This window comes from Citrobacter sp. R-1.5.2, assembly GCF_035064245.1.
GTDB lineage: Bacteria > Pseudomonadota > Gammaproteobacteria > Enterobacterales > Enterobacteriaceae > Citrobacter.
In genome coordinates, this window is sequence record NZ_JASEYC010000005.1 from 244,574 (window position 1) to 270,729 (window position 26,156).

General features: G+C 50.1%; 28 protein-coding genes and 3 pseudogenes. 16 read left to right on the top strand and 15 right to left on the bottom strand.

All coding sequences use genetic code 11. The annotated features are described in order from the left end of the window. The 4 genes from sapD to sapA are packed head-to-tail and all read right to left on the bottom strand — an operon-like array spanning nucleotide 1 to nucleotide 4,475. The gene (gene sapD / locus QMN38_RS12070; RefSeq protein WP_003020556.1) at nucleotides 1-993 is read right to left on the bottom strand and encodes a peptide ABC transporter ATP-binding protein SapD; all 993 of its coding nucleotides are present in this window, start codon (nucleotides 991-993) and stop codon (nucleotides 1-3) included. Next, nucleotides 993-1,883: a peptide ABC transporter permease SapC gene (gene sapC / locus QMN38_RS12075; RefSeq protein WP_005126480.1), complete on the bottom strand. Its 891-nt coding sequence runs from the start codon at nucleotides 1,881-1,883 to the stop codon at nucleotides 993-995. Before sapC ends, sapD begins: the two co-directional genes overlap by 1 nt. Beyond that, a complete protein-coding gene (sapB, locus tag QMN38_RS12080) occupies nucleotides 1,870-2,835 on the bottom strand; it encodes a peptide ABC transporter permease SapB (protein WP_005126482.1) in 966 nt (321 codons plus the stop codon). Before sapB ends, sapC begins: the two co-directional genes overlap by 14 nt. After that, nucleotides 2,832-4,475: an ABC transporter substrate-binding protein SapA gene (gene sapA, locus QMN38_RS12085; protein ID WP_202038530.1), complete on the bottom strand. Its 1,644-nt coding sequence runs from the start codon at nucleotides 4,473-4,475 to the stop codon at nucleotides 2,832-2,834. Before sapA ends, sapB begins: the two co-directional genes overlap by 4 nt. Nucleotides 4,476-5,022: 547 nt before the next feature. On the opposite strand from sapA, the gene QMN38_RS12095 reads away from it, so the two are divergent. Then, nucleotides 5,023-5,475, top strand: a complete 453-nt coding sequence (locus tag QMN38_RS12095; RefSeq protein WP_271442675.1) for an SgcJ/EcaC family oxidoreductase — start codon at nucleotides 5,023-5,025, stop codon at nucleotides 5,473-5,475. A 66-nt stretch (nucleotides 5,476-5,541) separates the two neighbouring features. On the opposite strand, the gene QMN38_RS12100 is transcribed toward QMN38_RS12095, so the two are convergent. The 7 genes and pseudogenes from QMN38_RS12100 to pspF all read right to left on the bottom strand — a co-directional run bounded on the left by QMN38_RS12100 (nucleotide 5,542) and on the right by pspF (nucleotide 11,096). Further along, the gene (locus QMN38_RS12100) at nucleotides 5,542-6,186 is read right to left on the bottom strand and encodes a quinolone resistance pentapeptide repeat protein QnrB98 (RefSeq protein WP_149691965.1); all 645 of its coding nucleotides are present in this window, start codon (nucleotides 6,184-6,186) and stop codon (nucleotides 5,542-5,544) included. Between the two features lie 75 nt (nucleotides 6,187-6,261). Further along, entirely contained in the window at nucleotides 6,262-6,903 is a 642-nt protein-coding gene (locus QMN38_RS12105) for a helix-turn-helix transcriptional regulator (RefSeq protein WP_137381736.1), read from the bottom strand. 126 nt (nucleotides 6,904-7,029) lie between these two features. Next, complete coding sequence (locus tag QMN38_RS12110; protein WP_271442672.1) at nucleotides 7,030-7,998, bottom strand: threo-3-hydroxy-L-aspartate ammonia-lyase; 969 nt, start codon at nucleotides 7,996-7,998, stop codon at nucleotides 7,030-7,032. Between the two features lie 26 nt (nucleotides 7,999-8,024). Next, entirely contained in the window at nucleotides 8,025-8,420 is a 396-nt protein-coding gene (locus QMN38_RS12115) for a RidA family protein (protein ID WP_271442671.1), read from the bottom strand. A gap of 375 nt (nucleotides 8,421-8,795) precedes the next feature. Continuing rightward, nucleotides 8,796-9,368 (bottom strand): TetR/AcrR family transcriptional regulator, encoded by a 573-nt coding sequence (locus QMN38_RS12120; RefSeq protein WP_271442670.1) that lies wholly within the window; start codon nucleotides 9,366-9,368, stop codon nucleotides 8,796-8,798. A gap of 85 nt (nucleotides 9,369-9,453) precedes the next feature. Beyond that, nucleotides 9,454-10,044, bottom strand: a pseudogene (locus QMN38_RS12125) (arginase family protein); the annotation flags it as partial. A 62-nt stretch (nucleotides 10,045-10,106) separates the two neighbouring features. Further along, the gene (gene pspF / locus QMN38_RS12130; protein ID WP_271442668.1) at nucleotides 10,107-11,096 is read right to left on the bottom strand and encodes a phage shock protein operon transcriptional activator; all 990 of its coding nucleotides are present in this window, start codon (nucleotides 11,094-11,096) and stop codon (nucleotides 10,107-10,109) included. A gap of 155 nt (nucleotides 11,097-11,251) precedes the next feature. Between pspF and pspA the strand changes: the two genes are divergently transcribed. The 8 genes from pspA (at nucleotide 11,252) to tyrR (ending at nucleotide 17,471) form a co-directional block, all read left to right on the top strand. Then, on the top strand, nucleotides 11,252-11,920 hold the full coding sequence (gene pspA / locus QMN38_RS12135) for a phage shock protein PspA (protein ID WP_003020532.1): 669 nt from the start codon (nucleotides 11,252-11,254) through the stop codon (nucleotides 11,918-11,920). A 54-nt stretch (nucleotides 11,921-11,974) separates the two neighbouring features. Continuing rightward, a complete protein-coding gene (pspB, locus tag QMN38_RS12140) occupies nucleotides 11,975-12,199 on the top strand; it encodes an envelope stress response membrane protein PspB (protein WP_048211519.1) in 225 nt (74 codons plus the stop codon). After that, nucleotides 12,199-12,558 carry an envelope stress response membrane protein PspC gene (pspC, locus tag QMN38_RS12145; protein ID WP_323605126.1) on the top strand — a complete coding sequence of 120 codons (360 nt, stop codon included), beginning with the start codon at nucleotides 12,199-12,201 and terminating at the stop codon, nucleotides 12,556-12,558. Before pspB ends, pspC begins: the two co-directional genes overlap by 1 nt. An 8-nt stretch (nucleotides 12,559-12,566) precedes the next feature. Then, nucleotides 12,567-12,788 carry a phage shock protein PspD gene (gene pspD, locus QMN38_RS12150; RefSeq protein WP_040230893.1) on the top strand — a complete coding sequence of 74 codons (222 nt, stop codon included), beginning with the start codon at nucleotides 12,567-12,569 and terminating at the stop codon, nucleotides 12,786-12,788. 76 nt (nucleotides 12,789-12,864) lie between these two features. Beyond that, nucleotides 12,865-13,182 carry a thiosulfate sulfurtransferase PspE gene (pspE, locus tag QMN38_RS12155; RefSeq protein ID WP_271441959.1) on the top strand — a complete coding sequence of 106 codons (318 nt, stop codon included), beginning with the start codon at nucleotides 12,865-12,867 and terminating at the stop codon, nucleotides 13,180-13,182. 142 nt (nucleotides 13,183-13,324) lie between these two features. Then, nucleotides 13,325-14,722 carry a YcjX family GTP-binding protein gene (locus QMN38_RS12160; protein WP_323605127.1) on the top strand — a complete coding sequence of 466 codons (1,398 nt, stop codon included), beginning with the start codon at nucleotides 13,325-13,327 and terminating at the stop codon, nucleotides 14,720-14,722. Further along, nucleotides 14,719-15,780 carry a YcjF family protein gene (locus QMN38_RS12165; RefSeq protein ID WP_323605128.1) on the top strand — a complete coding sequence of 354 codons (1,062 nt, stop codon included), beginning with the start codon at nucleotides 14,719-14,721 and terminating at the stop codon, nucleotides 15,778-15,780. Before QMN38_RS12160 ends, QMN38_RS12165 begins: the two co-directional genes overlap by 4 nt. Before the next feature lie 146 nt (nucleotides 15,781-15,926). Continuing rightward, nucleotides 15,927-17,471: a transcriptional regulator TyrR gene (tyrR, locus tag QMN38_RS12170; RefSeq protein ID WP_199973940.1), complete on the top strand. Its 1,545-nt coding sequence runs from the start codon at nucleotides 15,927-15,929 to the stop codon at nucleotides 17,469-17,471. Nucleotides 17,472-17,523: 52 nt separating this feature from the next. On the opposite strand, the gene tpx is transcribed toward tyrR, so the two are convergent. Continuing rightward, nucleotides 17,524-18,030: a thiol peroxidase gene (gene tpx / locus QMN38_RS12175; RefSeq protein WP_040230898.1), complete on the bottom strand. Its 507-nt coding sequence runs from the start codon at nucleotides 18,028-18,030 to the stop codon at nucleotides 17,524-17,526. A 115-nt stretch (nucleotides 18,031-18,145) separates the two neighbouring features. On the opposite strand from tpx, the gene ycjG reads away from it, so the two are divergent. Then, nucleotides 18,146-19,132, top strand: a complete 987-nt coding sequence (ycjG, locus tag QMN38_RS12180) for an L-Ala-D/L-Glu epimerase (RefSeq protein WP_271455338.1) — start codon at nucleotides 18,146-18,148, stop codon at nucleotides 19,130-19,132. Here the strand turns inward: ycjG and mpaA are convergent. Continuing rightward, nucleotides 19,107-19,814 (bottom strand): murein tripeptide amidase MpaA, encoded by a 708-nt coding sequence (gene mpaA, locus QMN38_RS12185; RefSeq protein ID WP_271441962.1) that lies wholly within the window; start codon nucleotides 19,812-19,814, stop codon nucleotides 19,107-19,109. The genes ycjG and mpaA overlap by 26 nt on opposite strands. Before the next feature lie 184 nt (nucleotides 19,815-19,998). On the opposite strand from mpaA, the gene mppA reads away from it, so the two are divergent. The 4 genes and pseudogenes from mppA to QMN38_RS12200 all read left to right on the top strand — a co-directional run bounded on the left by mppA (nucleotide 19,999) and on the right by QMN38_RS12200 (nucleotide 23,862). Beyond that, the gene (gene mppA / locus QMN38_RS12190; RefSeq protein WP_323605129.1) at nucleotides 19,999-21,612 is read left to right on the top strand and encodes a murein tripeptide ABC transporter substrate-binding protein MppA; all 1,614 of its coding nucleotides are present in this window, start codon (nucleotides 19,999-20,001) and stop codon (nucleotides 21,610-21,612) included. A gap of 962 nt (nucleotides 21,613-22,574) precedes the next feature. Next, nucleotides 22,575-22,808: a hypothetical protein gene (locus tag QMN38_RS12195; RefSeq protein ID WP_323605130.1), complete on the top strand. Its 234-nt coding sequence runs from the start codon at nucleotides 22,575-22,577 to the stop codon at nucleotides 22,806-22,808. Nucleotides 22,809-22,880: 72 nt separating this feature from the next. Continuing rightward, nucleotides 22,881-22,985, top strand: a pseudogene (locus QMN38_RS26995) (DNA-invertase); the annotation flags it as partial. Between the two features lie 524 nt (nucleotides 22,986-23,509). Beyond that, nucleotides 23,510-23,862: pseudogene (locus QMN38_RS12200) on the top strand (YrbL family protein). Nucleotides 23,863-24,021: 159 nt separating this feature from the next. On the opposite strand, the gene QMN38_RS12205 reads toward QMN38_RS12200, so the two are convergent. After that, entirely contained in the window at nucleotides 24,022-24,585 is a 564-nt protein-coding gene (locus QMN38_RS12205) for a MarR family winged helix-turn-helix transcriptional regulator (protein WP_323605131.1), read from the bottom strand. Nucleotides 24,586-24,700: 115 nt separating this feature from the next. Here QMN38_RS12205 and QMN38_RS12210 point away from each other — a divergent pair, with 115 nt between their 5' ends. Together QMN38_RS12210 and QMN38_RS12215 are read left to right on the top strand one after the other, a co-directional pair. After that, nucleotides 24,701-24,931: a glutaredoxin family protein gene (locus QMN38_RS12210; RefSeq protein ID WP_271441966.1), complete on the top strand. Its 231-nt coding sequence runs from the start codon at nucleotides 24,701-24,703 to the stop codon at nucleotides 24,929-24,931. Between the two features lie 68 nt (nucleotides 24,932-24,999). Next, complete coding sequence (locus QMN38_RS12215; RefSeq protein ID WP_271441967.1) at nucleotides 25,000-25,269, top strand: Rho-binding antiterminator; 270 nt, start codon at nucleotides 25,000-25,002, stop codon at nucleotides 25,267-25,269. 28 nt (nucleotides 25,270-25,297) lie between these two features. Here the strand turns inward: QMN38_RS12215 and QMN38_RS12220 are convergent, their stop codons facing one another. Further along, a complete protein-coding gene (locus tag QMN38_RS12220) occupies nucleotides 25,298-26,068 on the bottom strand; it encodes a DeoR/GlpR family DNA-binding transcription regulator (RefSeq protein WP_271441968.1) in 771 nt (256 codons plus the stop codon). Nucleotides 26,069-26,156: the final 88 nt, after the last annotated feature.

Genomic DNA, 26,156 nt, shown 5'->3' on the forward strand with positions numbered 1-26,156 from the left:
TCACTCTCTCTCCATGTTCAGGGGGAAATGACAGGCGTAGAGATGATTCTTTGCTCCGGTCAGTCTTGGGGTTTCAATGCATTCGCGCTGCGCATAAGGGCAACGTGGCCCCAGACGACAGCCGATAGGCAACTGTTCTAACAACGGAATTGCTCCTGGCATGGTATTCAGGCGGCTTTTATGCGGCATTGCGCTACCAAAATCAGGAATAGCGCGAATCAACGCTTGCGTATAAGGGTGATGGGGTATCGTCACCAAATCTTTACTGGGCGCGGTTTCCACCGTTTGTCCGCAGTACATTACGTTGATTTTGTCGGCCCATTGGCTGAGCATTTGCAGGTCATGGCTGATCAACAAAATGGTGGTATTGCTGTTTTGATTCAGTCGGGTCAACAGACGAAAAATTTGCGCCTGTGTGGTGGGTTCCATCGCGTTGGTGGGTTCATCTGCAATCAGCAGACGAGGTTGGTTTGCCAGTGCGATGGCGATCATGACCTTCTGGCACTCGCCGTCGGTCAGCTCATAAGGGAAACTGCGCATTGCATCTTTATGGTCTTTTATCCCGACGCGGTGCAGCAGTTCAATCGCGCGACGTTTGCGCCAGCCAATACGTTGCCACCAGCGCCCCTTGTATGTCCAGGCGGGAATGTTTTGCATCAGTTGGCGTCCAATACGTTCGGACGGATCCAGACAAGACTGTGGCTCCTGAAAGATCATGGACACATTATGGCCGACGAGCTTACGTCGCTCGCGGGCGGAAAGGCGCAACAGGTCGATATCATCAAAACGCATGCGGTCCGCGGTCACGCGCCAGTTATCTTTGGCGACGCCGCAGATGGCCTTAGCGATCAAGCTTTTACCTGAACCCGATTCACCGACCAGTCCACGGATCTCACCTTCGTTTAGCGTCATGCTGACGCGGTCAACCGCTTTCACCCAGTCGTCACCGGTCCTGAACTCGATAGTCAGGTTGCGGATATCCAGTAATGGCATTATTCCACCCCCGCAATAATCGCGCGACGCACGCCGTCACCTAGCAGGTTTACCAGCAGCACACTTATCATAATTGCCGCTCCGGGCAGCATGACTGTCCATGGTGCAACATAGATCAACTCCAGCGCATCGCCGAGCATGGCTCCCCATTCTGGGGATGGGAGTTGTGCGCCGAGATCAAGGAAGCCCAGGGCGGCGATATCCAGAATCGCCATTGACAGTGCTCGGGTGATTTCAGTGATAAGACCGGCAGTGATATTCGGCAGAATCGCAAACCACAGAATATTGAGCGTGCTCGCGCCATCCAGACGAGCGGCAATGACATACTCTTTTTCCAGTTCGTCATGCACCATGCTGTAGACGGAGCGCACCATACGCGGCAGTAAAGCCAGCCAGACGGCGAACATCGCATGCGTCAGATGTGGCCCGGCAAAAGCCACCACAATAATGGCCAGCAGTAGCGATGGGATTGACAGCAGGGTATCCAGAATATGGTTCAGCACCGCTGAGCGTAGTCCGTGCGTTGCCCCGGCAACCACGCCCAGCAACAGACCGCAGAGTGTGGCGGCGAGGGTAACGACAAACGCACCACCTACAGTAGGGGCCGCGCCGCTAAGCAGACGGCTTAATACGTCGCGGCCGAGATCGTCGGTTCCGAGGAAGAATGACACTTCGCCATAGCGTGACCAGGACGGTGGCAACAGTTGGTAGCCGAGAAATTGCTGATCGATGCCGTAAGGGGCAAACCAGCCACCAAACACGCACAGAATGACCAGTCCCGCACAACCGTACAGACCCACCATCGCAGAAGCATCGCCATAAAAATTACGCCATGCGGTGCGTAGTGTTCCGGGCGGGCGCTTTTCGCTATATACGCTATCGTAAGGCATACCATTCCTTATGTTTCAGAGGGTTAGCCATAGCACCCAAAATATCAGAGATAACGTTAACGATAATAACCAGGGAGCCAATCACCATCACACCCGCCGAAATAGCGGCGTAGTCTTGCTGGCGAATCGCGTTAATCAACCAACGCCCCAGCCCTGGCCAGCTAAAGACCATCTCGGTGATCATCGCCAGCGTCAGCATGGTGGAAAACTGTAATCCAAGACGAGGAATGACCGGCGGAAGGGCGTTGTGCAATACGTGGCGACGCAGAATGGTGAAGCGTGACAAACCGCGCGTGGCTGCCGCTTTAACATAGTTCTGATCGAAGACCTCAATGGTGCTGATCCGCATCAGGCGGATGACCTCCGTCGTGGGCGCGACGGAAAGCGTCAATACCGGAAGCACCATATGACGGATTGCGCTGACCAACATTTCGTCGCGCCAGGGGGAGTCAGAGATCCACGCATCAATAATGGCGAAACCGGTCACCGGTTTTACTTCGTAAAGCAAATCGAAACGTCCCGAAACGGGTAACCAGCCGAGAGTCAGTGAGAAGAGGAGCGTCAGCAGTAGCGCCAGCCAAAAAACGGGAATGGAAAACCCCATCAGAGCCAATGCGCTGATGCAGCGATCCTGCCATTTATTACGTGTGATGCCGGCCAGCATGCCGATAGGGATCCCGACCATCAGCGCAAACCCAAAGGCAAGAATACACAGCTCCATCGTGGCTGGGAAAACCTCTTTCAGCTGTTCTGAGATTAACTGACCGTTAATACTGGAAACGCCAAAATCCCAGTGAATCAGACCGTTGAACCAGAATATCCAGGCGTTCCATAGCGATGCACCTTGTAACGGCGCATGGGGGGTGAAGTAGCTCAGACTGAACCCAATGAATGTCAGGAAGAACAGGGTGACCAGCAGCAATAAGAAGCGGCGTAGGGTGAAGATAATCATGGTTTTTTCACCTCATCAGTCTTTTCCCTGGAAACCCCGGCAAAGGAAGCATTCCCGAACGGACTTAGCACCAGACCTTTGATGTCATAGCGGTAAGCCTGTAGGCGCAATGATGAGGCCAACGGCAGGATCGGCAACTCTTGCGCCAGGATATTTTGTGCTTCGTCATAGGCGTCAATACGTGAGGAGAGCTGCTGCGAAGACAATGCCTTGCGCAGTATGCTGTCGAACTGCGGATTACACCAGTGCGCGAAGTTGGTCTGTGAGTTGATGGCGGCACAACTGAGCAGCGGTCGGAAAAAGCTGTCAGGATCGTTACTGTCTGTCGCCCAACCGGACAACGTCAGATCATGGTTCATATCCATTAATCGCGCCTCCTGAAAACGACCTTCAACCGGGATGATCTTCACTTTCACACCCACCTGCGCCATATCTGCCTGGATCAGTTCCGCTGTTTTCAGCGGACTCGGGTTCCAGGCCTGAGAGCTGGTCGGGACCCACAGTTGCAACGTCAGGTTCTCCAGTCCCAGTGCTTTTAACTGCTCACGGGATTTAGCCGGGTTGTATTCAGTAATCTTAGCTTCGTTGTCATAAGCCCACGAGGCGCGGGGCAAAATAGATGCTGCAGTTTCTGCCGTACCGTAGTAGATAGACTGCATCAGACGCTGGTTGTTAATGGCCAGAGCCAGCGCATGCCGCACTGCGGGGTTATCCAGCGGCGGTTTATTGGTGTTGAATGCCAGATAGGCAATGTTCATTCCAGGGCGCAGTGTCAGGCGCAGACGTGGGTCATCACGTAATATGGTGAGCTGACTGGCCGCGGGCCAGGCCAGAACGTCGCACTCACCGGTCAGGAGCTTTGATAACCGTCCGGTTCCGCCTGAACCAAGATCCACAACGACCTGTGGCATCAGGGGCGTGCCGCGCCAGAATTTTTCGTGACGTTGTAGACGAATATATTGTCCCGCGCGGTTTTCTGAAAGCAGGAACGGTCCTGTGCCGACGGGCTGCCTGTCGAGTAATTCCTGGCGATCTTGTTTGGCCAGTTGTGTGGCATATTCAGCCGACATTACGGAGGCATAGTGTGTCGCCAGATGCCACAGGAAGGAGGCATCTGGCTGAGTCAGACGAAATTCAACCGTGTTGTTATCCAACTTGCGCACGCTTTGCACGTTGTCAGCGAATTGCAGGCTATCGAAGTAGGGAAAACTGCTGCCATTGACGTTGTGCCACGGATGATGACGGTCAAATATGCGCTCGAAGGTAAACACCACATCATCTGCATTTAGCTTACGGGTAGGGGTAAACCAGGCCGTCTTTTGAAACGAGACATCGCGGCGCAAGTGAAAACGGTAGGTTGCGCCGTTGTCCAGCACTTCCCAGCTCTCAGCCAGTTCTGGCACCAGTCGGTAGGTGTACGGGTCCACATCAAGCAGCCGGTCATAGAGTTGGGCAGCCAGAGTGTCGACAATCAGGCCGCTGCTCGCTTTCTGTGGGTTGAATGTATTGACTTGCCCGCTGACGCAATAGACAAAGCCGCTGTCACGAATATCAGCGTGCGTGGTCTGCAGAGGCGCGGCAACAGCCTGACCACTCAGAAGTCCAGCCATCACGATCAGAGTTGATAAAACCAGGCGCATAATTTTAAGGGACTATGAATAAAGAAGCTATCTTACTAATATTTAATGACATTCGCCATTACCGTTTGAGTTTGGGCGCAACCATACCGTTAGTTGCAAATTCAACGTTGTGGTCTGGTCAATATTCATACCAGCGATCCACTTTGAATATAACTCATAAACTATCTTAGCATTTTCATGCCCCATCTGACCCGTAATAAACGAAGCGCGAGCCTCGTGAGAGTATAGCTATGCCAAATTTATGTGCTGTGGTGGCGCAAGAGCCGAAACTTAAGGAAGGGATAGCGTTAAAGGGAACCTGGAAGAGGTACAGAAATCATATGAATGCTGAACTATAATCATTCAGGTAGTGGTTTATGTTAAATACAGGGCAATAAAGCGAAAATATATAATTATTTCATCATATTACTTACCCATCTTTTTCTGGCGTCTTTATTTTCTACACCCGGCGTATGTTAATGGTTTCTATTGGTTATTACAGGTGAGTTGACTATCCGGTTATCAATGACCTTCTCGCGGCCATCTAACCATTAATGGAATGATTACTATGAAGAAATTACTTGGTATTGCTGTTTCACTGATCCTTTTATCGGGCCCCGTTTTTGCGACTCCGGCTCCAGAGTGTGTGAAGGTGGACAAAGCACAAATCGAAGCGCTATTCGACAAGTGGAATGAATCACTGAAAACGGGTAATGCGAAGACGGTCTCCGAAAATTATCTTAGTGATGCCGTATTACTTCCCACAGTATCGAATAAAGCCCGTTTAACAGATGCTGAACGTGAGGATTATTTTGAACATTTCCTGGCGAAGAAACCTACCGGGAAAATTGACAGTCGAACTATTCGCCTTGGCTGTAATAAGGCGATTGATGCTGGTACTTATACCTTCACCTTCGCAGATAAATCGACCGTTTCGGCCCGTTATACGTTTACTTACGCGTGGGATGGGAAGGCGTGGAAAATTTCCACCCACCATTCTTCAGCAATGCCTGAAGGGTAACAGAACAGATACACAGGGGCGGGGATTCACCGCTCCCTGGTGTATTGCGGGCTTGCTTAGCCAGGGCTAACCGATAATGGCAATCCCAAGTCGTTCCATGATTAAAGAGGCCTGGTAGCTATCTATCTTAACGCCTTGTAAATCGACGCCCCGAACATCTAAATCACCCAGTTCAGAATTGGTCAGATCGCAATGCGTGAAGTTCGCAGCTCGCCAGTCGAACGACGTAAACTCACCACCAGAGAGATCGGAGCCGCTAAATGTTGCGCCGAGTATCTGCGTGCCAATCCAGCGGTTTTCCCACAGCTCACATTTTTCTAACACGACTTTTGAAAAATTGGCGTAGCTCAGGTTGGTGTTGGTGATATATGCGCTGCAGAACCAGGTGCGCGTGGTTATCATATTCATAAAACTTGCGCCGCGAAAATCCGCACCTTGAGCGCGGCATCCACGGATTTCAACACCCAATGCGCTGACATTCCTGAAGTCTGCCATTGATAAATCACAGCTTTTAAAGATGGCATCCTTCAGGATAGCCCGGCTGAAATGACACCCTTTTTGGCTCTCACGGTCGTAAAACTGACAACCGATAAATTCAGTGCCACTAAGGTCGGTGCCAGAAAAGTCGCAGTTAAAAAACGTGCTGTTTTCAATTTTCGCCCCGGTAAAGCGGTTCCTGTCAATTTTTTCGCCCACTAACGCTAGAGTCATAATGCTAATCCTGTTTTTTTATACAGTATTTGCATCATGGTAAACTGATTACCGTCCTCGCGTCAAACGGCCAACTTATTCGCCGATAGCGTTAGCCTGACGGGCGTACAGGTAGGCGGTTGCTCTGGACACGCCCAGATGCTGCGCCACCGTATCCATGGATTTACGTACGTTCAGTAAACCTTCTTTACGCAATTGTTGAATCAGTACCTTTCTGTCTTCTGTTTTCAGCGCTCGCGCCGTTGTTGCACGTTTAGCCGCAAAGTCATCAATACGCTGGCGAATCACTTCATTACTGCCAGGATCGAGGTGTTCGCTGACAGGTGAGCACTCGGTTTCAGTAAACCGTGCCAGTGCACTCTGCATCCCGCGAAATAGCGTCATATCAACATTCAGGCAAAGCGCCGCGACGTATTTGCCTTGTTCGTCCTTGATGCCAATAGAGGTACTTTTTACCGGGCGACCATCCGCAAACTGATTGCTGTAGTTGGCAACGATGTTGGGAAAATCAGCTGATGCGATCCGCGCCAGCCCAAGCTCTGTTGCGGGCTGACCCGGTTTGCGACCGGACAGATTATTGTGTATGGACAAGATCGCATGCTCAGGGTTCTTGAGGTCATGAACCACAACCTCGCAAAACGGAGAGAAGGTGTCGCTCAGTCCTTTGGCGATAATATCAATTTGATTGAGTAGCGAGTTATCGTCGGTTTTTGGCATGCCAGTCTCCTGCAGTGATGCCTGTTGCCATTATGGCGGCCAGTTTACAGCGTCCTGGGGCTTCTTTTCCAGACTGGAACAGGCGCATAGCGATAAGGTATCCGCACCGCAGATACCTTAATGAGATTACCCGGCAAGGAAATCACTGTAGCGGCTGATATCAACATTGCCACCACTGATGATAATGCCGATTTTCTTTCCTCTAAGGTCCGCTTTTCGCGCTCTTGCGGCGGCAAAACCAAGGCAGCCCGTTGGCTCCACGACCATTTTCATTCGCTCCGCGATAAATTTCATTGCGGCAATTAATTCATCATCTGAAACCGTCAGAATATCGTTAACATGCTTCTGGATCAGTGGAAAGGTATGCTGTCCAAGATGTTGGGTTTGCGCGCCATCAGCAATGGTTTTCGGCGTATCGATATGCACAATTTTGCCACTGCGAAACGACTGTTGACCGTCGTTGCCTGCCTCAGGCTCTACACCATAGATAAGACAATCAGGGGACAAGTGTCGCGCGGCCAGTGCGGAACCCGATAGAAGACCGCCACCGCCCAGACAAACAAAAAGGGCATCCAGAGCACCAACTTCTTCAATCAGTTCTTTCGTTGCGGTACCCTGGCCTGCAATAACGTGCGGGTGATCGTAAGGTGGGATCAGCGTCAGTCCTTGTTTTTCTGCCAGATCCCGGCCAATTTTTTCACGATCTTCAGTGTAACGGTCGTACATCACGACATGTCCGCCATATCCTTTCGTGGCAGCAACTTTAGCGGCTGGCGCGTCGTGCGGCATGATAATTGTCGCCGGAATACCCAGCAATTTTGCGGACAGGGCGATTGCCTGAGCATGGTTTCCGGATGAAAAAGCCACAACGCCGGCGGCTCGCTGCTGTGGCGTAAACTGGCGCAAAGCATTCATCGCGCCGCGAAACTTAAATGCCCCCATCCGCTGGAAGTTTTCGCATTTAAAGAAAACGTCAGCGCCAAACTCTTCATTCACCGTTCGTGATGTCATAACCGGTGTCTTGTTAGCATAACCTGCGATGCGCTCAGCGGCCGCGGCAACATCGTGGTAATCAGGTAGTGTCATTTCAGTCATTGTTTTTCACCTGTAGCAGTTAAAAGTCACACTTGTTGTGCTAACGCGATGGCTTCAATTTCTACGGCAAAGCCATAATGAAGCTCTGCAACGCCAGCGACAGCACGGGCTGGACGGGAATCACCAATCCATTCGCCGTAGATCCGATTAAACGTCGGCCACTGGTTAATGTCCGTGACATAGACGCGTACCGATACCAGTTGCTGGCGAGAAACGCCGGCCCCCGCCAGACAAGCATCAACATTTTGTAGAGCCAGTCTGGTCTGTTCTTCAAAAGAAGCATCCGCTTTTCTTTCGCCATTAGTCGTGACAGGTAGCTGTCCGGAAATGAAAACGAATCCCCCGGCAGTCACACTATGTGAGTAATGGCCTGCTGGTGGGAAGCTATCCGTCGTGGTGTTCAGGGTAATATTGGTGGGCATGGTTTAATCTCCAGCTTAAGTAATAATGATTCATTTAGTATAAAATAATACTATTTGTATTATTTTATACACCATCGTCATCCATGCATCCAGTCTCTTTTTCAGCGACGCTGTCTCTGTAAACGGCGTAAAACGTTCGGCATATCAGCTGAGATATTTGTATGGCATTACGGTGTGTGGCTGTAAGAGCGGATAGAAATGATGAGATCGCAGAAATGTTTTTTTTGCTTTTACGCGTGGTCGGGATCTCAGGTGCAACTCATCATTAACTGTATAAATTGATACGTTATGTATTGATTATGTTGATGTCCGCAATACCCACTTCTGGCTCGAAGTGGGCAGGGGAAAGATCAGAAAGCAGGCGAGGGAAGTATTTTATTTGAGCAACTTTGACATTAAATCAGGGAATGCGGGTACATCTGTGGCCAATGAAAACGCAGGGTTAATAGCCTTACGGGCAATCAGCCCGTCAATAAATGCAAACAGAATGATGGTGATCGCTTCCGGGTTAATATCCCGACGAAACTCTCCTGCGGCGATACCTTGCGCAATTATTCCCGCAATGCTTTGCCGCATGATGTTATCACTGGCGATAAACGCTTCCCTGAGCTCCGGGTTGCGTGCCGATTCGGCCATGATTTCTACCCAAAGGTGGTGCGTGACAGGGTAACCGACATCGCTTATGCAAGAAACGACCTGCTTGCAAAGACGATCAAAAAACGATCCGCCACAGGGCTCATTATGGGCAGCCAGGGCAGTATTTTGCTCTTCCAGAACGATTGCCCGTATAAGCTCATCCTTACTTTTGAAGTAAGTATACATAGCCCCCTGGCTGATACCTGCACGCGTGGAAATTTCGCGCACGCTGGTAGCACTGAATCCCTTCTCAGCAAAACAGGCTGCGGCAGCGGTAATAAGCTTATGGTAGGTTTCAGTATTCTTTAGCATATCGACCTTTATCTTTGAATCTATGGCGAAACTTTACCGCGCTTTAAGGCCTGGAACCAGCGATGAGATTTATCGATATCTTGCCTTACTTCATGAGAGGTAATGCGCTGAGCATATTCTTGAGGTTTACCATATCCCACGGCAGATGTTCAGCAATGGTAAGCCCGACGGCCTCCGCGTGTGCGGTGGCAAGATTAACCAGTTTAAGCACCTCTTCAATAGTCAGTTTACCTTCGGCCACATCGCCAAAATCATGTTCACCTCTGCCTGGTTGGGCGAACAAAACAGAACGGAAAAGTGACGGGTCCAGAACATCCAGATCAATATGAATCGCCAGATATTCGATGTGCTCGCGGGCAATCCACGCCATAACCTCGTTGGCACCGTTTTTGACATCATCAGGGCCAGTCGTCGCAATACTGTGATGGGTCAGATAGTCGCTTTCGTATATCAGTGGATTGTGAATGCCGGCAATCATAATTTTTGACGCAGAAACCTTGTGCGTGACGTGGGCTACTAAATCTTTATCGCCCGTGCCGATCAGCGCGCCAAGAACATGGGCATGCGCATTTGGATACTGTTCAGCCGTCTGCACGTCGGGGTGAGAGTCGATCCAAAGCACGCCCAACTTATCACCGTACTTATGCAGCAGATGCGCGAAGGGCACCAAAGAAACATTTTCATGTGCGTTGTGGAGGATTTTGCACATGAAGGCGCTTAACGGTCGGTAATGCATCACTAAATCTGGTGTTTTTTAAGCAACGCGCGCAGCTGATGGTACGTCAGCCCCAGCAGTTCGGCGGCCTTTTTCTGGTTGAATTTTGCCTGTTGTAAGCTGGTTTGCAGAAACGTCTTTTCTTGCTGTTGCTGGAATGCGCGGAGATCCAGCGGTAACGTTGCCACTGTAGAGTGGGTTTCCTGCTGCTGAACGTCTGTGGTGTGGCGCTTAAACGGATCTATCACTACCTCGTCCAGTGGATATTCGCTGGTACCATGTCGATATACCGAGCGTTCAACAACGTTTTTCAATTCACGGATATTGCCCGGCCAACGATAGTGGAGAAGTGTTTCTCTGGCTTGTGCGCTAAAACCGGGAAACAGCGGCAATCCAATCTCGCGGCACATTTGAATCGCAAAATGTTCGGCCATCAACATGATGTCGCTTTTACGCTCCCGTAAAGGTGGAAGTTGCACGACATCAAAGGCCAGTCTATCCAACAGGTCTGCGCGGAAAGTACCTTCGCTGACCATTCTCGGTAAGTCGGCATTGGTAGCACAGACAAGTCGTACGTTAACCTGCAGCGGCTGGCTACCGCCTACGCGCTCGAGTTCTCCATACTCAATAACGCGCAGTAATTTCTCCTGTACCAGCATCGGTGCGGTTGCCAGTTCATCAAGAAAAAGTGTGCCACCGTCGGCGCGCTCGAAGCGACCCGGATGGCGTTTTTGCGCCCCGGTAAAAGCGCCAGCTTCGTGGCCGAAGAGTTCGGAATCGAGTAAATTTTCGTTGAGCGCCGCACAATTAAGAGAAATAAACGGTCCTTGCCAGCGCGTGGAAAGGTAGTGCAGACGGTTGGCGATTAACTCTTTTCCGGTGCCACGCTCACCGATAACCAGCACGGGTTTTTCCAGGGGAGCCAGATGGGAGACTTGTTCCAGCACTTCAATGAAGCTGTTTGCTTCTCCCAGAAGAGTATCTTTGTATCCTGCCATGATGAAATTCACCATTTGTTAGTGTTATTCACCAATTTACCCTAATTATCTCATCAGGTAAAATTAGATATTATCTTTAAAATCAATAAAATAAAAAGTTGGCACGACAAGTGCATTATTGAAGCAGCAGGGCATTGCCCGATATCAGAACAGTAAGTGAGGATTACATTATGGGTATTTTTTCTCGTTTTGCCGACATCGTGAACGCCAATATTAATGCGTTGCTGGAAAAGGCCGAAGATCCGCAGAAACTGGTGCGGTTGATGATTCAGGAAATGGAAGACACACTGGTTGAGGTTCGATCTAACTCAGCGCGTGCTCTGGCAGAAAAGAAACAGCTGTCTCGCCGGATTGAGCAGGCCAGTGCGCAGCAGGCGGAGTGGCAGGAAAAAGCGGAGCTGGCGCTGCGTAAAGAGAAAGAAGATCTGGCGCGTTCTGCATTAATTGAAAAGCAGAAACTGACCGATTTAATTGCTTCTCTGGAGCATGAAGTGACGCTGGTTGACGATACGCTGGCGCGGATGAAAAAAGAGATTGGTGAGCTGGAAAATAAACTCAGTGAAACCCGGGCTCGTCAGCAGGCATTGATGTTGCGTCATCAGGCGGCGAGTTCTTCCCGCGATGTCCGTCGTCAGTTGGATAGCGGCAAACTGGATGAAGCAATGGCCCGCTTTGAATCTTTTGAGCGCCGTATTGATCAGATGGAAGCGGAAGCCGAAAGCCATAACTTTGGTAAGCAAAAATCTCTGGATCAGCAATTTGCAGACCTGAAAGCAGATGATGAAATCAGCGAGCAGCTGGCGCAGCTTAAAGCCAAAATGCAGCAAGACAAGCAATAATAACAACTGGCGGCGCCCGAACGCGCCGCCGCTCATCACCTGTAAGGAGTACTCATGAGCGCGCTATTTCTGGCCATTCCGTTAACTATCTTTGTGCTGTTCGTTTTGCCGATCTGGCTGTGGTTGCATTACAGCAACCGTTCCAGCCGTGGTGAACTCTCGCAAAGCGATCAGCAACGTCTGGTGGAACTCAACAATGATGCACAGCGTATGCGTGAACGTATTCAGGCGCTGGAAGATATCCTTGATGCCGAACATCCAAACTGGAGGGACCGCTAATGGGGGGCGTTAACCTGAACAAAAAGCTGTGGCGTATCCCACAGCAGGGCATGGTAAAAGGGGTCTGTGCCGGTATTGCGCACTATCTCGATGTCCCCGTGAAACTGATAAGGATCCTGGTGGTACTGTCAGTCTTTTTTGGTCTGGCCTTTTTCACCGTAGTTGCCTACATCGTGCTGACGTTTGTGCTGGACCCAATGCCGGACAACGTCGCATCCGGCGAGCAACAGCCATCGAGCGGAGAATTGTTAGATTCCGTCGATCGTGAACTGGCCGCGAGCGAAAAGCGTTTGCGTGAAATGGAGCGTTATGTGACATCGGATACCTTCACATTACGCAGTCGTTTCCGTCAATTGTGAGGATTGAAATGAATAATCGCTGGCAACGTGCCGGGCAAAGGGTCAAGCCGGGCTTTAAAATAGCAGGCAAGCTGGTGCTTCTTACTGCGCTTCGCTACGGCCCTGCGGGCGTTGCGGGGTGGGCGGTGAAATCCGTAGCCCGCCGTCCGTTAAAAATGTTGCTGGTGTTGGTACTGGAGCCATTATTGAGCAAGGTTGCCAGGAAAATTTCCCAACGCTATGGCCAGTGATAGTACGCTCGCAATATTTCCTTAAGATCAAGTATATAGTGTTAGGTGACTTTCCATCATTTAACGGAACGATACTATGTTGAAAAAAGGCGTATTCGCGCTGGCGCTGGTCATCGGCATGCCGGTGTTTGCGGCCGAGCACTGGATTGATGTTCGTGTTCCTGAACAATATCAGCAGGAACACGTTCAGGGGGCCATCAACATCCCTTTAAAGGATTTGCAGGCTCGAATTGCGGCAGAAGTCCCTGATAAGACCGACACCGTGAAGTTGTATTGCAACTCAGGTCGTCAATCCGGGATGGCAAAAGATATGCTGACCGGGATGGGCTATACACAGGTCACCAACGAAGGCGGTATCAGCGGGATTAATCTTCCTAAAGTAGAGAATAAATAATCCGCATGCTTTCTTTTGGCTAAAGGCGACATGAACGATGTCGCCTGATTTCTTTCAGGGAGTTGATAACTCAGTATTAAACCTTATGTTTACTCCCTGTTTGTTATAATTTCTTCGGTTCCTTCAGCATAACGGGATGGCGATGAAGCGACTTAAAAATGAACTCAACTCGCTGGTTAATCGCGGCGTAGATCGGCATCTGCGCCTGGCTGTCACCGGACTTAGCCGCAGCGGTAAAACAGCGTTTATTACCGCAATGGTAAACCAGTTACTCAATATTCATGCTGGTGCTCGTTTGCCGTTGCTCAGTTGTGTGCGTGAAGAGCGTCTGCTTGGCGTAAAGCGGGTTCCTCAGCGCGATTTTGGTATTCCGCGCTTTACCTATGACGAGGGACTGGCCCAGCTATATGGCTCTCCGCCAACCTGGCCGACGCCGACGCGTGGTGTTAGTGAAATTCGCCTGGCGTTGCGCTACAAATCCAACGATTCTTTGCTGCGTCACTTTAAAGATACGTCTACGTTGTACCTGGAAATCGTCGATTATCCGGGGGAATGGCTGCTTGATTTACCGATGCTGGCCCAGGATTACCTTGGCTGGTCACGGCAAATGACCGGATTATTACAGGGACAGAGAGGTGAATGGTCGGCCAGATGGCGGCAGCTATGCGAGGGGCTTGACCCGCTGGCGCCTGCTGACGAAAACCGTCTGGCGGAAATCGCCGCGGCGTGGACAGATTATCTGCATCAGTGCAAACAGCAGGGATTGCATTTTATTCAGCCCGGGCGCTTTGTGCTGCCGGGGGACATGGCTGGCGCACCTGCGCTGCAATTTTTCCCGTGGCCGGATGTTGATGCCTTTGGTGAGTCAAAACTGGCACAGGCGGGTAAACATACCAACGCAGGCATGCTGCGCGACAGGTTTAATTACTACTGCGAAAAGGTCGTGAAAGGGTTCTACAAGAATCACTTCCTGCGCTTTGATCGCCAAATTGTGTTGGTCGATTGCCTGCAACCGCTTAACAGCGGACCACAGGCGTTTAACGATATGCGACTGGCGCTGACACAACTGATGCAAAGCTTTCATTATGGGCAGCGCACGTTGTTCCGCCGGTTGTTCTCGCCGGTAATCGATAAGTTGCTGTTCGCTGCCACCAAGGCCGACCACGTTACGATCGATCAACATGCCAATATGGTGTCGTTGTTGCAGCAATTGATTCAGGACGCCTGGCAAAATGCCGCGTTTGAAGGCATCAGTATGGACTGTCTGGGGCTGGCATCGGTGCAAGCAACCACCAGTGGGCTGATTGATGTGAAGGGCGAGAAGATCCCCGCGCTGCGCGGCAATCGTCTGAGCGACGGTGAGCCGTTGACCGTCTATCCGGGAGAAGTCCCTGCGCGTTTACCGGGCCAGGCTTTTTGGGATCGCCAGGGTTTCCAGTTTGAAGCCTTTCGCCCACAGGTCATGGATGTGGATAAACCCTTACCGCATATTCGCCTGGATGCCGCGCTGGAGTTTTTAATAGGAGATAAATTGCGATGAGCGAGCCGTTAAAACCGCGTATCGATTTCTCAGGTCCACTGGAAGTGGAACCAAACACGGCATTTAAAGCACAGCAAATGTTCAACGATACCGAAGCGCAGACTTTTTCTCCGGCGACAGTGGATGAACAGCTGGAAGACGAAGGTCAGGCTGAAGCCGTTATTGATGCCGCGTTACGTCCTAAACGCAGTCTGTGGCGCAAAATGGTGATGGGCGGGCTGGCACTGTTTGGTATCAGTGTGGTTGCTCAGGGCGTGCAGTGGACGATGAACGCCTGGCAGACTCAGGACTGGGTTGCGCTGGGGGGCTGTGCTGCGGGTGCGCTGATTATTGGCGCAGGCGTGGGGTCGGTGGCAACCGAGTGGCGTCGGCTGTGGCGTTTACGTCAACGCGCACACGAGCGTGATGAAGCGCGTGATCTGTTACACAGTCACGGAACCGGAAAAGGCCGCGCATTTTGTGAAAAGTTGGCACAACAGGCAGGTATCGATCAGTCTCACCCTGCGCTACAACGCTGGTATGCCTCTATCCATGAAACGCAAAATGATCGAGAAGTTGTGAGTCTGTATGCCCACCTGGTGCAGCCAGTGCTGGATGCGCAAGCACGACGTGAGATCAGTCGTTCTGCGGCGGAATCCACGCTGATGATTGCCGTGAGCCCGTTAGCGTTGGTGGATATGGCGTTTATTGCCTGGCGAAATCTGCGGTTGATTAACCGTATAGCGACGCTGTATGGCATCGAACTCGGCTATTACAGCCGCCTGCGCCTGTTTCGTCTGGTACTGTTAAATATTGCTTTTGCCGGGGCCAGCGAGCTGGTGCGGGAAGTGGGGATGGACTGGATGTCGCAGGATTTAGCGGCCCGGCTATCCACGCGTGCCGCGCAGGGTATTGGCGCGGGCTTATTAACAGCGCGTCTGGGGATTAAAGCGATGGAGTTGTGCCGTCCATTACCGTGGATTGATGATGATAAACCGCGACTGGGGGATTTCCGCCGTCAGCTGATCGGTCAGGTGAAAGAGACCTTACAAAAGAACAAATCCCCGCGTGAAAGTTGAGTAAATACGGGTGCCGATCGTATAACTTTACGCCCCGGCGCCCAATTTTCCAGCGTGCTGTCAATATTTGTTGACAGAGTCCTTCCTGCTAACCCAATACTGGCTTATCATCTAACACATGATCCCTTGTTTAGGTGAAGGTTCCTATGCGTTTGGAAGTCTTTTGTGAAGACCGTCTTGGTCTGACCCGCGAATTGCTCGATTTACTGGTGCTGAGAAGCATTGATTTACGCGGTATCGAGATTGACCCCATCGGGCGAATCTACCTTAATTTTGCGGAACTGGAGTTCACTAACTTCAGCAGCCTGATGGCTGAAATCCGCCGCATCGCAGGGGTAACAGACGTCCGCACCGTGCCCTGGATGCCTTCCGAACGCGAACATCTGGCGCTTAGCGCGTTGCTTGAAGCACTGCCTGAACCCGTTCTTTCCCTGGATATGAAAAGCAAAGTGGAGATGGCAAACCCGGCAAGTTGCCAGCTTTTTGCCCATCCCCAGGAGCGGATGCGCAACCACACGGCGGCACAGCTCATTAATGGGTTTAACTTCCAGCGCTGGCTGGAAAGTAATCCGCAGGATTCCCATAGTGAACATGTTGTGATTAACGGGCAAAACTTCCTGATGGAGATTACGCCAGTCCATTTGCAGGGTGAAAACCAGGAGCAGATGCTGACGGGAGCCGTTGTCATGTTGCGTTCCACCCTCCGCATGGGCCGTCAATTGCAAAACATGACCACCCAGGATCTGAGCGCATTCAGCCAGATTATTGCCGTTAGCGCCAAAATGAAACACGTTGTTGAACAGGCGCGCAAGCTGGCGACGCTGAGTGCGCCGTTGCTGATCACCGGAAATACCGGTACGGGCAAAGATCTCTTTGCGCATGCCTGCCATCTGGCGAGCCCACGTGCGTCAAAACCCTATCTGGCGCTGAACTGCGCGTCTATTCCTGAAGATGCGGTAGAAAGCGAACTGTTTGGCCACGCACCGGAAGGGAAAAAAGGGTTCTTTGAGCAGGCGAATGGCGGTTCAGTGCTGTTGGATGAGATTGGCGAAATGTCGCCGCGCATGCAAACGAAATTGCTGCGCTTCCTCAATGACGGGACGTTCCGTCGCGTGGGCGAAGATCATGAAGTTCATGTTGATGTTCGCGTAATCTGCGCGACGCAAAAGAACCTGGTGGAACTGGTGCAGAAAGGTCTTTTCCGTGAGGACCTCTATTATCGTCTGAATGTCCTGACGCTTAATCTGCCGCCGCTACGCGATTGCCCGCAAGATATTATGCCGCTCACCGAGCTGTTTGTGGCGCGTTTTGCCGACGAGCAGGGCGTACCGCGTCCGAAGTTGTCTGCCGATCTCAGCACGGTGCTAACCCGCTACGGCTGGCCGGGTAATGTGCGTCAGCTTAAAAATGCTATCTATCGGGCGTTAACTCAGCTTGAAGGCTATGAACTGCGCCCGCAGGATATCTTATTGCCGGATTATGATGCAGCAACAGTTGCCGTCGGAGAAGAGGTGATGGAAGGGTCGCTGGATGAAATCACCAGCCGCTTTGAACGTTCTGTGTTAACGCAGCTTTATATGAATTATCCCAGCACGCGCAAACTGGCTAAACGCCTGGGGGTTTCACATACCGCGATTGCCAATAAATTACGCGAGTATGGTCTGAGCCAGCAGAAAAAAAGCGAAGAGTAATGATGTAAATAAAAATGCCTCCATCTGGAGGCATTTTTGTATTCAGGGCAACTTAGGCTTTCAGCACGGCCAACGCTGCATCATAGTCAGGCTCGTTGGTAATTTCATTTACCAGTTGGCTGAACACGATGTTGTCATTTTCGTCAATAACGACAACGGCACGAGCAGCCAGACCTTTCAGCGGACCTTCGGCAATTTCAACGCCGTAGTTTTTCAGGAATTCAGCGTTACGCAGGGTGGACAGCGTGATAACGTTGCTCAGACCTTCTGCGCCGCAAAAACGAGAGTGGGCGAATGGCAGATCGGCTGAAATGCACAGTACGACGGTGTTGTCGATTTCTGTCGCCAGTTGGTTAAACTTACGTACTGATGCCGCGCACACGCCGGTATCGATGCTTGGGAAAATATTCAGCACTTTGCGCTTGCCTGCGAACTGGCCCAGCGTAACGTCAGACAGGTCTTTAGCCACAAGGGTAAAAGCCTGAGCTTTGCTTCCAGCCTGAGGAATAGAGCCGGCGACTGCAACCGGGTTGCCCTGGAAATGAACGGTTTGTGACATGGTTATCTTCCTGTTTACATATAGTTAACGTCAAGGCTAGTTTATGCCATCAGCAGTTAACACGGCAAACGCTATTTGCGGATATCCGCTTCAGGGACTGCATTAAGGAAAACAAATGAGATCAGTTAAGGTGTTTGAGGAAGCCTGGCCGTTACACACTCCCTTTGTGATTGCCCGCGGGAGCAGGACCGAAGCGCATGTGGTGGTGGTTGAACTGGAAGAGAATGGTGTAAAAGGTATTGGAGAATGTACGCCTTATCCTCGCTATGGCGAAAGCGATGCGTCGGTACTGGCTCAAATTATGAGTGTTGTGCCACAACTGGAACACGGTTTGACGCGTGAAGCGCTGCAGGCATTACTGCCTGCGGGGGCGGCGCGTAATGCCGTTGACTGTGCGCTTTGGGATCTCAATGCACGTCAGCAACAACAGTCTCTGGCCGACTACGTTGGTACTGAACTGGATGCAACAGTAACGACCGCGCAAACCGTCGTGATTGGCTCGCCGGAGCAGATGGCGGCGAGCGCGACCGCGCTCTGGGATAACGGTGCCAGATTGCTGAAAGTCAAACTGGATGCACACTTAATCAGCGAAAGGATGGTTGCGATCCGGGCGGCTGTGCCTGAGGCGACAATCATTGTCGATGCTAATGAGTCCTGGCGTGCTGAAGGGCTGGCCGCACGCTGCCAGTTAATGGCGGATTTAGGCGTTGCGATGCTGGAGCAGCCTCTGCCGGCTAATGATGATGCCGCGCTGGAGAATTTCGTGCATCCGCTGCCTGTCTGTGCTGATGAAAGCTGCCATACCCGCAGCAGTCTGAAAGCGCTGCATGGCCGCTATGAAATGGTGAATATTAAACTGGATAAGACAGGCGGACTGACGGAGGCGCTGGCGCTGGCGGCCGAAGCTCGCGAGCAGGGATTTGCGTTGATGCTCGGCTGTATGTTGTGTACATCCAGGGCGATCGGCGCTGCATTGCCGCTTACACCACAGGTCAGCTTTGCCGATTTGGATGGCCCAACCTGGCTGGCCCGAGACGCCGAGCCTGCCTTGCATTTTACAACCGGACAGCTTCATCTCAAGGATGCCAGCGCAAAAGATTAGACATTGCCAGCAGGTATTTTTCGCTCGCTTCATCCGATGAAATGGGCGGAAATTCTGCAGTAATGCAATGTAGGTTTAGATCGGCGCACCAGCTACCAAAAGAACCTGGCGTTTCATAACCGACGCTGGTTACCAGCGGCAATTCGAACGACCGCGCCAGCCACGCGCCTAATTCGCTGTGTCTGGGATCTTCAATACAGGCCAGCGGATCGTGGAAAGAAACTACCCATGCAGGATGAATGTGGTGAATAAGTTGGCATAGTGCCTGGGTCTCAGGCTCTGATCCCGGATGATCGCCGGTTAATAACACCACATCACGCTCTTCTGCGCTGCTGTTCCAACGATATACCGTTTCACCGGATTTCCAGTTTGCCGCCGGAAAGTTACGGTTAAGATCAACGCCGTTAGCATTTGCACGCAGACCCAACTGGCAACCGTCAGGGTTAACGGCCAGCACGACATGATGACGACGCAGGGAAGGGTTCAGCGTACGTAAGGCACAGGACAGGGTGACGACTGATGAGTTTTCATCACCGTGAGTACCAGCCAGTATCAAACCGCTTTCACGATCGGCTGCCGGTGCCGGGAACCAGATTAGCGGTGCGCCCAATAGTGAACGTCCGTAATGTTCAGTTCCTGGCGGAAATGCGCCACGCTCGGCACGGGGACGGGTAACGGTCATAATCATCTCTGAATGCATGTATTGTTACTCGCAGTGTTGTGCAAAATTTATGGATAATCAAATCGTTTTCACACACTTATCTTTTCAGGTGTAATATCACTTTCCTGTCGGAAGTTAATTGCATTTCCTGCTGGCGATACAAATAATTACTCATTCACGTAGTGGCCAGATTTGAGGGTATTTTATGAGGCATTCTGTTTCAGTAACCTGTTGTGCGCTGTTGGTTAGCAGCATTTCTTTATCCTATGCTGCGGATGTTCCCAGCGGGACGGTACTGGCAGAAAAGCAAGAACTGGTGCGTCATATAAAAGATGAGCCAGCGTCACTCGATCCGGCAAAAGCCGTTGGGCTTCCAGAAATTCAGGTTATTCGCGATTTATTTGAAGGGTTGGTCAACCAGAATGACAAGGGTGAGATTATTCCCGGTGTTGCCACACAGTGGAAGAGTAATGATAACCGCATCTGGACGTTTACGTTGCGCGATAATGCACAATGGGCCGATGGTACGCCGGTAACAGCACAGGACTTTGTCTACAGTTGGCAGCGTCTGGTGGACCCGAAAACACTATCGCCGTTTGCCTGGTTTGCCGCGCTTGCTGGGATCAACAATGCCCAGGCGATCATCGATGGCAAAGCCACGCCCGATAAGTTGGGTGTCAGCGCGGTGGATGCGCATACCTTCAAAGTGCAGTTGGACAAACCACTACCCTGGTTTGCCAACCTGACAGCGAGCTTTGCGTTTTATCCCGTGCAAAAAGCCAATGTCGAAAGCGGTAAAGAGTGGACGAAACCAGGCAACATTATCGGTAATGGTGCCTATGTGCTGAAAGACCGTGTGGTTAATGAGAAACTGGAAGTTGTGCCGAACACACATTATTGGGACAACGCCAAAACAGTGCTGCAAAAAGTGACTTTCCTGCCGATTAACCAGGAGTCTGCTGCGACCAAACGCTATCTTGCCGGCGATATTGATATCACTGAGTCCTTCCCGAAAAACATGTATCAGAAGCTATTGAAGGATATTCCTGGGCAGGTTTATACGCCACCGCAGCTTGGTACTTATTACTATGCGTTTAACACGCAAAAAGGACCGACTGCCGATTCACGCGTGCGTCTGGCGCTTAGTATGACTATCGATCGCCGTCTTATGGCGGAGAAAGTATTAGGGACTGGAGAAAAACCCGCATGGCATTTTACGCCGGATGTGACGGCAGGGTTTATCCCGGAACCTTCTCCGTTTGAACAAATGAGTCAGGAAGAGCTTAACGCTCAGGCGAAAACGCTGCTGCGTGCGGCCGGTTATGGTCCGCAGAAACCACTGAAATTGACGCTATTGTATAACACGTCTGAAAATCATCAGAAGATTGCTATTGCTGTGGCTTCCATGTGGAAGAAAAATCTTGGTGTGGATGTGAAGCTACAGAACCAGGAATGGAAAACGTATATCGATAGCCGTAATACCGGTAATTTTGATGTGATCCGCGCATCCTGGGTGGGAGATTACAACGAGCCATCCACATTCCTGTCGCTATTAACCTCGACCCATACGGGCAATATTTCCCGCTTTAACAATCCGGCATACGATAAAGTGTTGACTCAGGCGACGCTGGAAAATACAGAGAAAGCACGCAACGCCGATTATAACGCAGCAGAAAAAATCCTGATGGAACAGGCACCTATTGCGCCGATTTATCAGTACACCAACGGGCGTTTAATTAAACCGTGGCTGAAAGGGTATCCGATTACCAACCCGGAAGATGTGGCATACAGTCGCACTATGTATATTGTTAAACACTAGTTGCGTACGTTCTCCTGTTAACCTTCGTTAACCTCGTTAAACCCAGAACTGGCGCTGACTTCAGCGCCAGCATCTCCAGATAACCAGTATTAACCTCATTAGAAATAATAATAAGAACATATCTAATGGATTATTCATACTGCAGACTTTGATTTACACTGTCATTTAAATTTGATGAGATGGCATCTTTCAATAAAAGACACTGTTAGTGCTTATCGAAACTGAGTTCAATAATTAGAATAGTGGTACAAAACATGGAGCATAGCTGAAAACATCGGGGCACCTCGCTTGTTCATAGTGGATGCATATAATATTGCGAACCACAACAAAGAACTCTCAACTATATTAGTCTTCATAAACTGATTTCATATTTGAAGGAAAGAGCGGTCGTGCCGTCCTGGCTACAGCACTTGAGATACGTCAACTGATGAGCAAAATATCGAAAATGCCACGGTCTGTAGTCCAAAAAATAGATGATAATTGTCATCATTGCAATTAATCAATGTTTGTTAATATTATGTCATGTGTTTATGTTTGTGGTTAGATTTCAGTCTAATTAAGTCACTATTGGTATCTGGCCGGGTTATCAGGTTGTGATTGTGGTGATTTTCAGGTGTAGAAAATAATATGGATTGCATGTGGGTTAGAATTAATTTTGTTGGCATATCGCAAGAAATTTCCACTACCGACAGTGACACCATTGTCTGTTGAATAATCGTGGTTTTCTCCGGGGAAGCCTTATGTAGTCGGCATTGTAGCTTAACCGGCCCCAGTGATCGTAACGTTAGTATCCGTGCCAGGCACATACCTAAACCTGTCTCTTCTCTGGGGAGGGGCTATTTCCTGGTGTTTCAGGTGACTACATTATATTGCTAAACAGCAGGGAAACGCTGTATATTTCGCATGGTTGACATGCTCTGACTTGTAAGTGCGGTTACTAGCTTATAAACAAAGGATTATGAATGTTTTTGATCACTATCTGTTACGCGCTTTTTGCTTTGTGTCTTTTTGCCACATTGTATGTCTTGATGACGTATGAAGAACCGGGAAAATTGCATAACTGGGAAATTATAGTATTAATATTTATTTCTACATTCTGGCTTCCTGAACTGATTATTCTGGTTGTCTCTTTTGCGCTTCTGGGACCAATGCTTTTGGGGATCAGGCATCTGCGCCGGCAGAGTATTTCTGCCTGAATCATAGATACCTTGATCTCGCCTTCTGCAAATGGGTTTCGATCAAATCTGACCTGTGAACAGTGAGAACTGGCTGGAAGATTGTTCGCGATTGGTGCGACTCGCAACAGGGTTACTCTCATTATTGACGTCGAAATATCGACCCTGTACAAACGATTCCCGGCATCTAAACGATAAATTAGGGTCGTGCAGGAGATCCAATTTTAATTGTCCGGGTGTCGTTTCCTGGTACGCGGCGGAGAGAACGCAGGTAGCGATTATCTACGATGTGGATGTTTCAACGATGTATAAAAACTTCCCGCGGGGTGAGCATAAACCTCATAGCGAATCATCTATATATCTTGAACAGTGTTGAAGTATCGGCAGATATCCCTTCCCTGAATTGTTAATTATGTTAGGTTAATGTGAAAATAATGATTATTGTATTGGTATGGGTTTTGAATCAATTAGTTGTGAATTAGTATAAAATATATCCATAGTGGCTTTTCCTTGCAGTGTTTCATCTGGTTATCTGATGCAATTTAGTTTGGCTCACTGATTTTTACATTCTTGCCTGTATGTGTTGCGACCTGTCATATCAATTTTGCAGCTGGCATGAAACCATCGTCTGCAATCTCCTCGGCTTCTTTCCCTCTAAAATCCGGCCTCATCTATTCGCGAGCGGCCTCTGGTGGCAGAGTCACCAAACCGACGCACTTTGTATGCATAAAATTGAAGGGCTGGTTGAAACAAATAAAGGAATAGGAAAATTCACTGTAAAGGAGTGTGATGAGCATGGCCACATTGCTCAAACTCTTTATCAGCTTGCTCTGAACAAGGAACGTGATGCCAGCAAATTGCAGAAGTTGAATGTTTTTTAGCGTGGTTTGTCAGTATCGGTGTCATTATTAATTCCCTACATTGTCAAAACATCGTCTACGCCTGGGATGCCGCGCGCCAGGAATATTGCTTTAAAGTCATTGATGGTTTTGTGACAAAACGTTTTTTCAGCTCAGTAAGTTTTCAGCGGCAATACGCGATAAGAATAAAATCAAATGCCTCAAGCGGGTGCTAAGGGATCTTAACCACCTGCAACATACGGAATCCGCAGAAATGTTGACGATATGGCGTAGAAACTCGGTTTCCATGATATCGACGCGCCAAATACCTGGAGCGAGAGGCTACCCTGGAAAGCGGCAATCCGACCACACTGAAGACACTAAACCAGAGAAGATCATACGTCCGGGGGCTGATGCTCCCGACAAATTAACGTCGAATCATCCTCACTCAACAGTTCTTTCGTTAAATTACAAAAACCTCGACCGTTTACTTTTTGGTGAAACCGGCAGCTCTGGCACAGACCAAATCCCGGCACATTACTGGTGCGCTGAATGCCTCTCAGCAGTTCGAAAAGTAGCTCCTTGAGTAAACCCGCGCATTCACCCATAGCAGATTCACCCGTCACCAAAAATGAGGGGGGAAGCAGGGAATCCAGCAGATTTTTGGCCGACTCGGTGAGCTGCAGATGAACGCTACGCTTATCCCTGGCATCCTGCGTGCGTATCACCAGTCCTTTTGATTCCAACAATTTTAGCGATTGTGACACCGTTCCTTTGGTGAGGCCGAGGTAGTCCGTCACGGCGAGAGGCGTATTGGAATAGCGATTACAGCGTGCGAGATACATCAACGCACTGAGCTGTACTGGCTGAAGATCCGCCAGTAAAGGATGCTGGCGAAACCACATCCGCGTCAGACCAGACAGCCGGTCCAGTACGTCAAAAAGCGACATGTCATGCATAACAAAATCCTCCTCGGCATATAGTATCGACTAAAAACTATATTGACAAAGCATAAAACTGGCGTAGCATAAATTATAGTATCGAATCGATACTATAATTTAAAGGAGAGGTATCATGACCAAAGCCCGTTTTTATCATGCTGGTTGCCCGGTTTGCGTTTCCGCAGAAGAAACACTGCTGCAGCATCTGTCACCCGATGTGGAAATCGACGTTATTCATTTGGGAGAACAACCTGATCGAGTTGCAGAGGCGGAGCGAATCGGAGTGAAGTCTGTTCCTGCACTGGTGATCGACGGCAATGTGCTGCATATCAACTTTGGCGCACCGATTGAAGCGTTGAAATAGCGTCGCATGTTCGGGAAGTTGCGAGAGCAATTTCCCGAACCAGCGTGGACATGGGGAAGGGGGCATTTATGTGTGCTACAGAAAAGTACCATCCTGTAGATTGCGATCTGCATGACTATCTGGAGATTGCCTGTCTTTATCACTATTTGCTGCGCATTGAACTGACCACTGGGGAACACTTTGATGGCAGGGCCGTGACGACGTGTACTACAGCAGACAAAGAGGAATTCTTGCTTGTGGAGTGCCAAGAACACCATCATAGAATTCGCCTGGATTATCTGTCAGCCATTACCCCATTGACGGCTGGCGCCACTTTTAGCACCGTGATATTCCGTTGAATCTGTACGTAAAAAGACTGCGCCACTGTTATACGGTGTAAATGCGGATGTCATGCGCCTGAAAAGCGGTGCCGTACTGTTTGCTGATGTTTTCCTCCACGACAATGACATCAATGTTACCGCTGGCGGTGACAACATAACGTGCGACGGCAGGGATCTTATCTGCCGTCAGTGCGACGATAGTTTCGTTACACTGCTTAATTACCGCTTTTTTAAACTCACAATCGGCGTAATCAAACCCGGTTAATCCGGACTCCGGTGCCATCGCACAACCACCAATAAAACCTTGATCAAATAAAATATCCTGTACCTGGGCAATGGCTGTCGGACCTACGCACCCTCCGGACGATCGCTGCACTGGCCCACCTAACATGATGACCTCGAATAGCGGTTTTTTCAGCAGTACGGCGGCAATATCAGGTGAATTTGTCACGACGGTTAATGCCAACTCAGCGGGAAGGGCTTCAGCCATTGCCAGGTTGGTCGTTCCTGTGTCGATAAAAATACAGCTACCGGACTTCACTAGCCGGGCGCATCTTTGCGCGATGCTGCTCTTTTTCGCTGTATTAATATTCTTGCGTACTGCGATGTCAGCTGACTCTGGTAGTGAAATTACAGCCCCGCCGTAGACTTTCTTGCAAACACCTTCTTTGCACAACTCATGTAAATCACGGCGAATCGTATGTTCTGACACTCCCAAACGGGTGGCCAGTTCAGTACAGATCACTCTGCCGTTTTCCTGCAGGATCTGATAGATAAGCGCCTGGCGTTGATCCGGGAATGCAGCGTAATCGAGCATGATAACTCCATAAAAATAAACATCGAGCAATAACGTGCATGATCGTGCATTATATTGCAGGATGTCAATATCCCTTAGCGGGGGCATA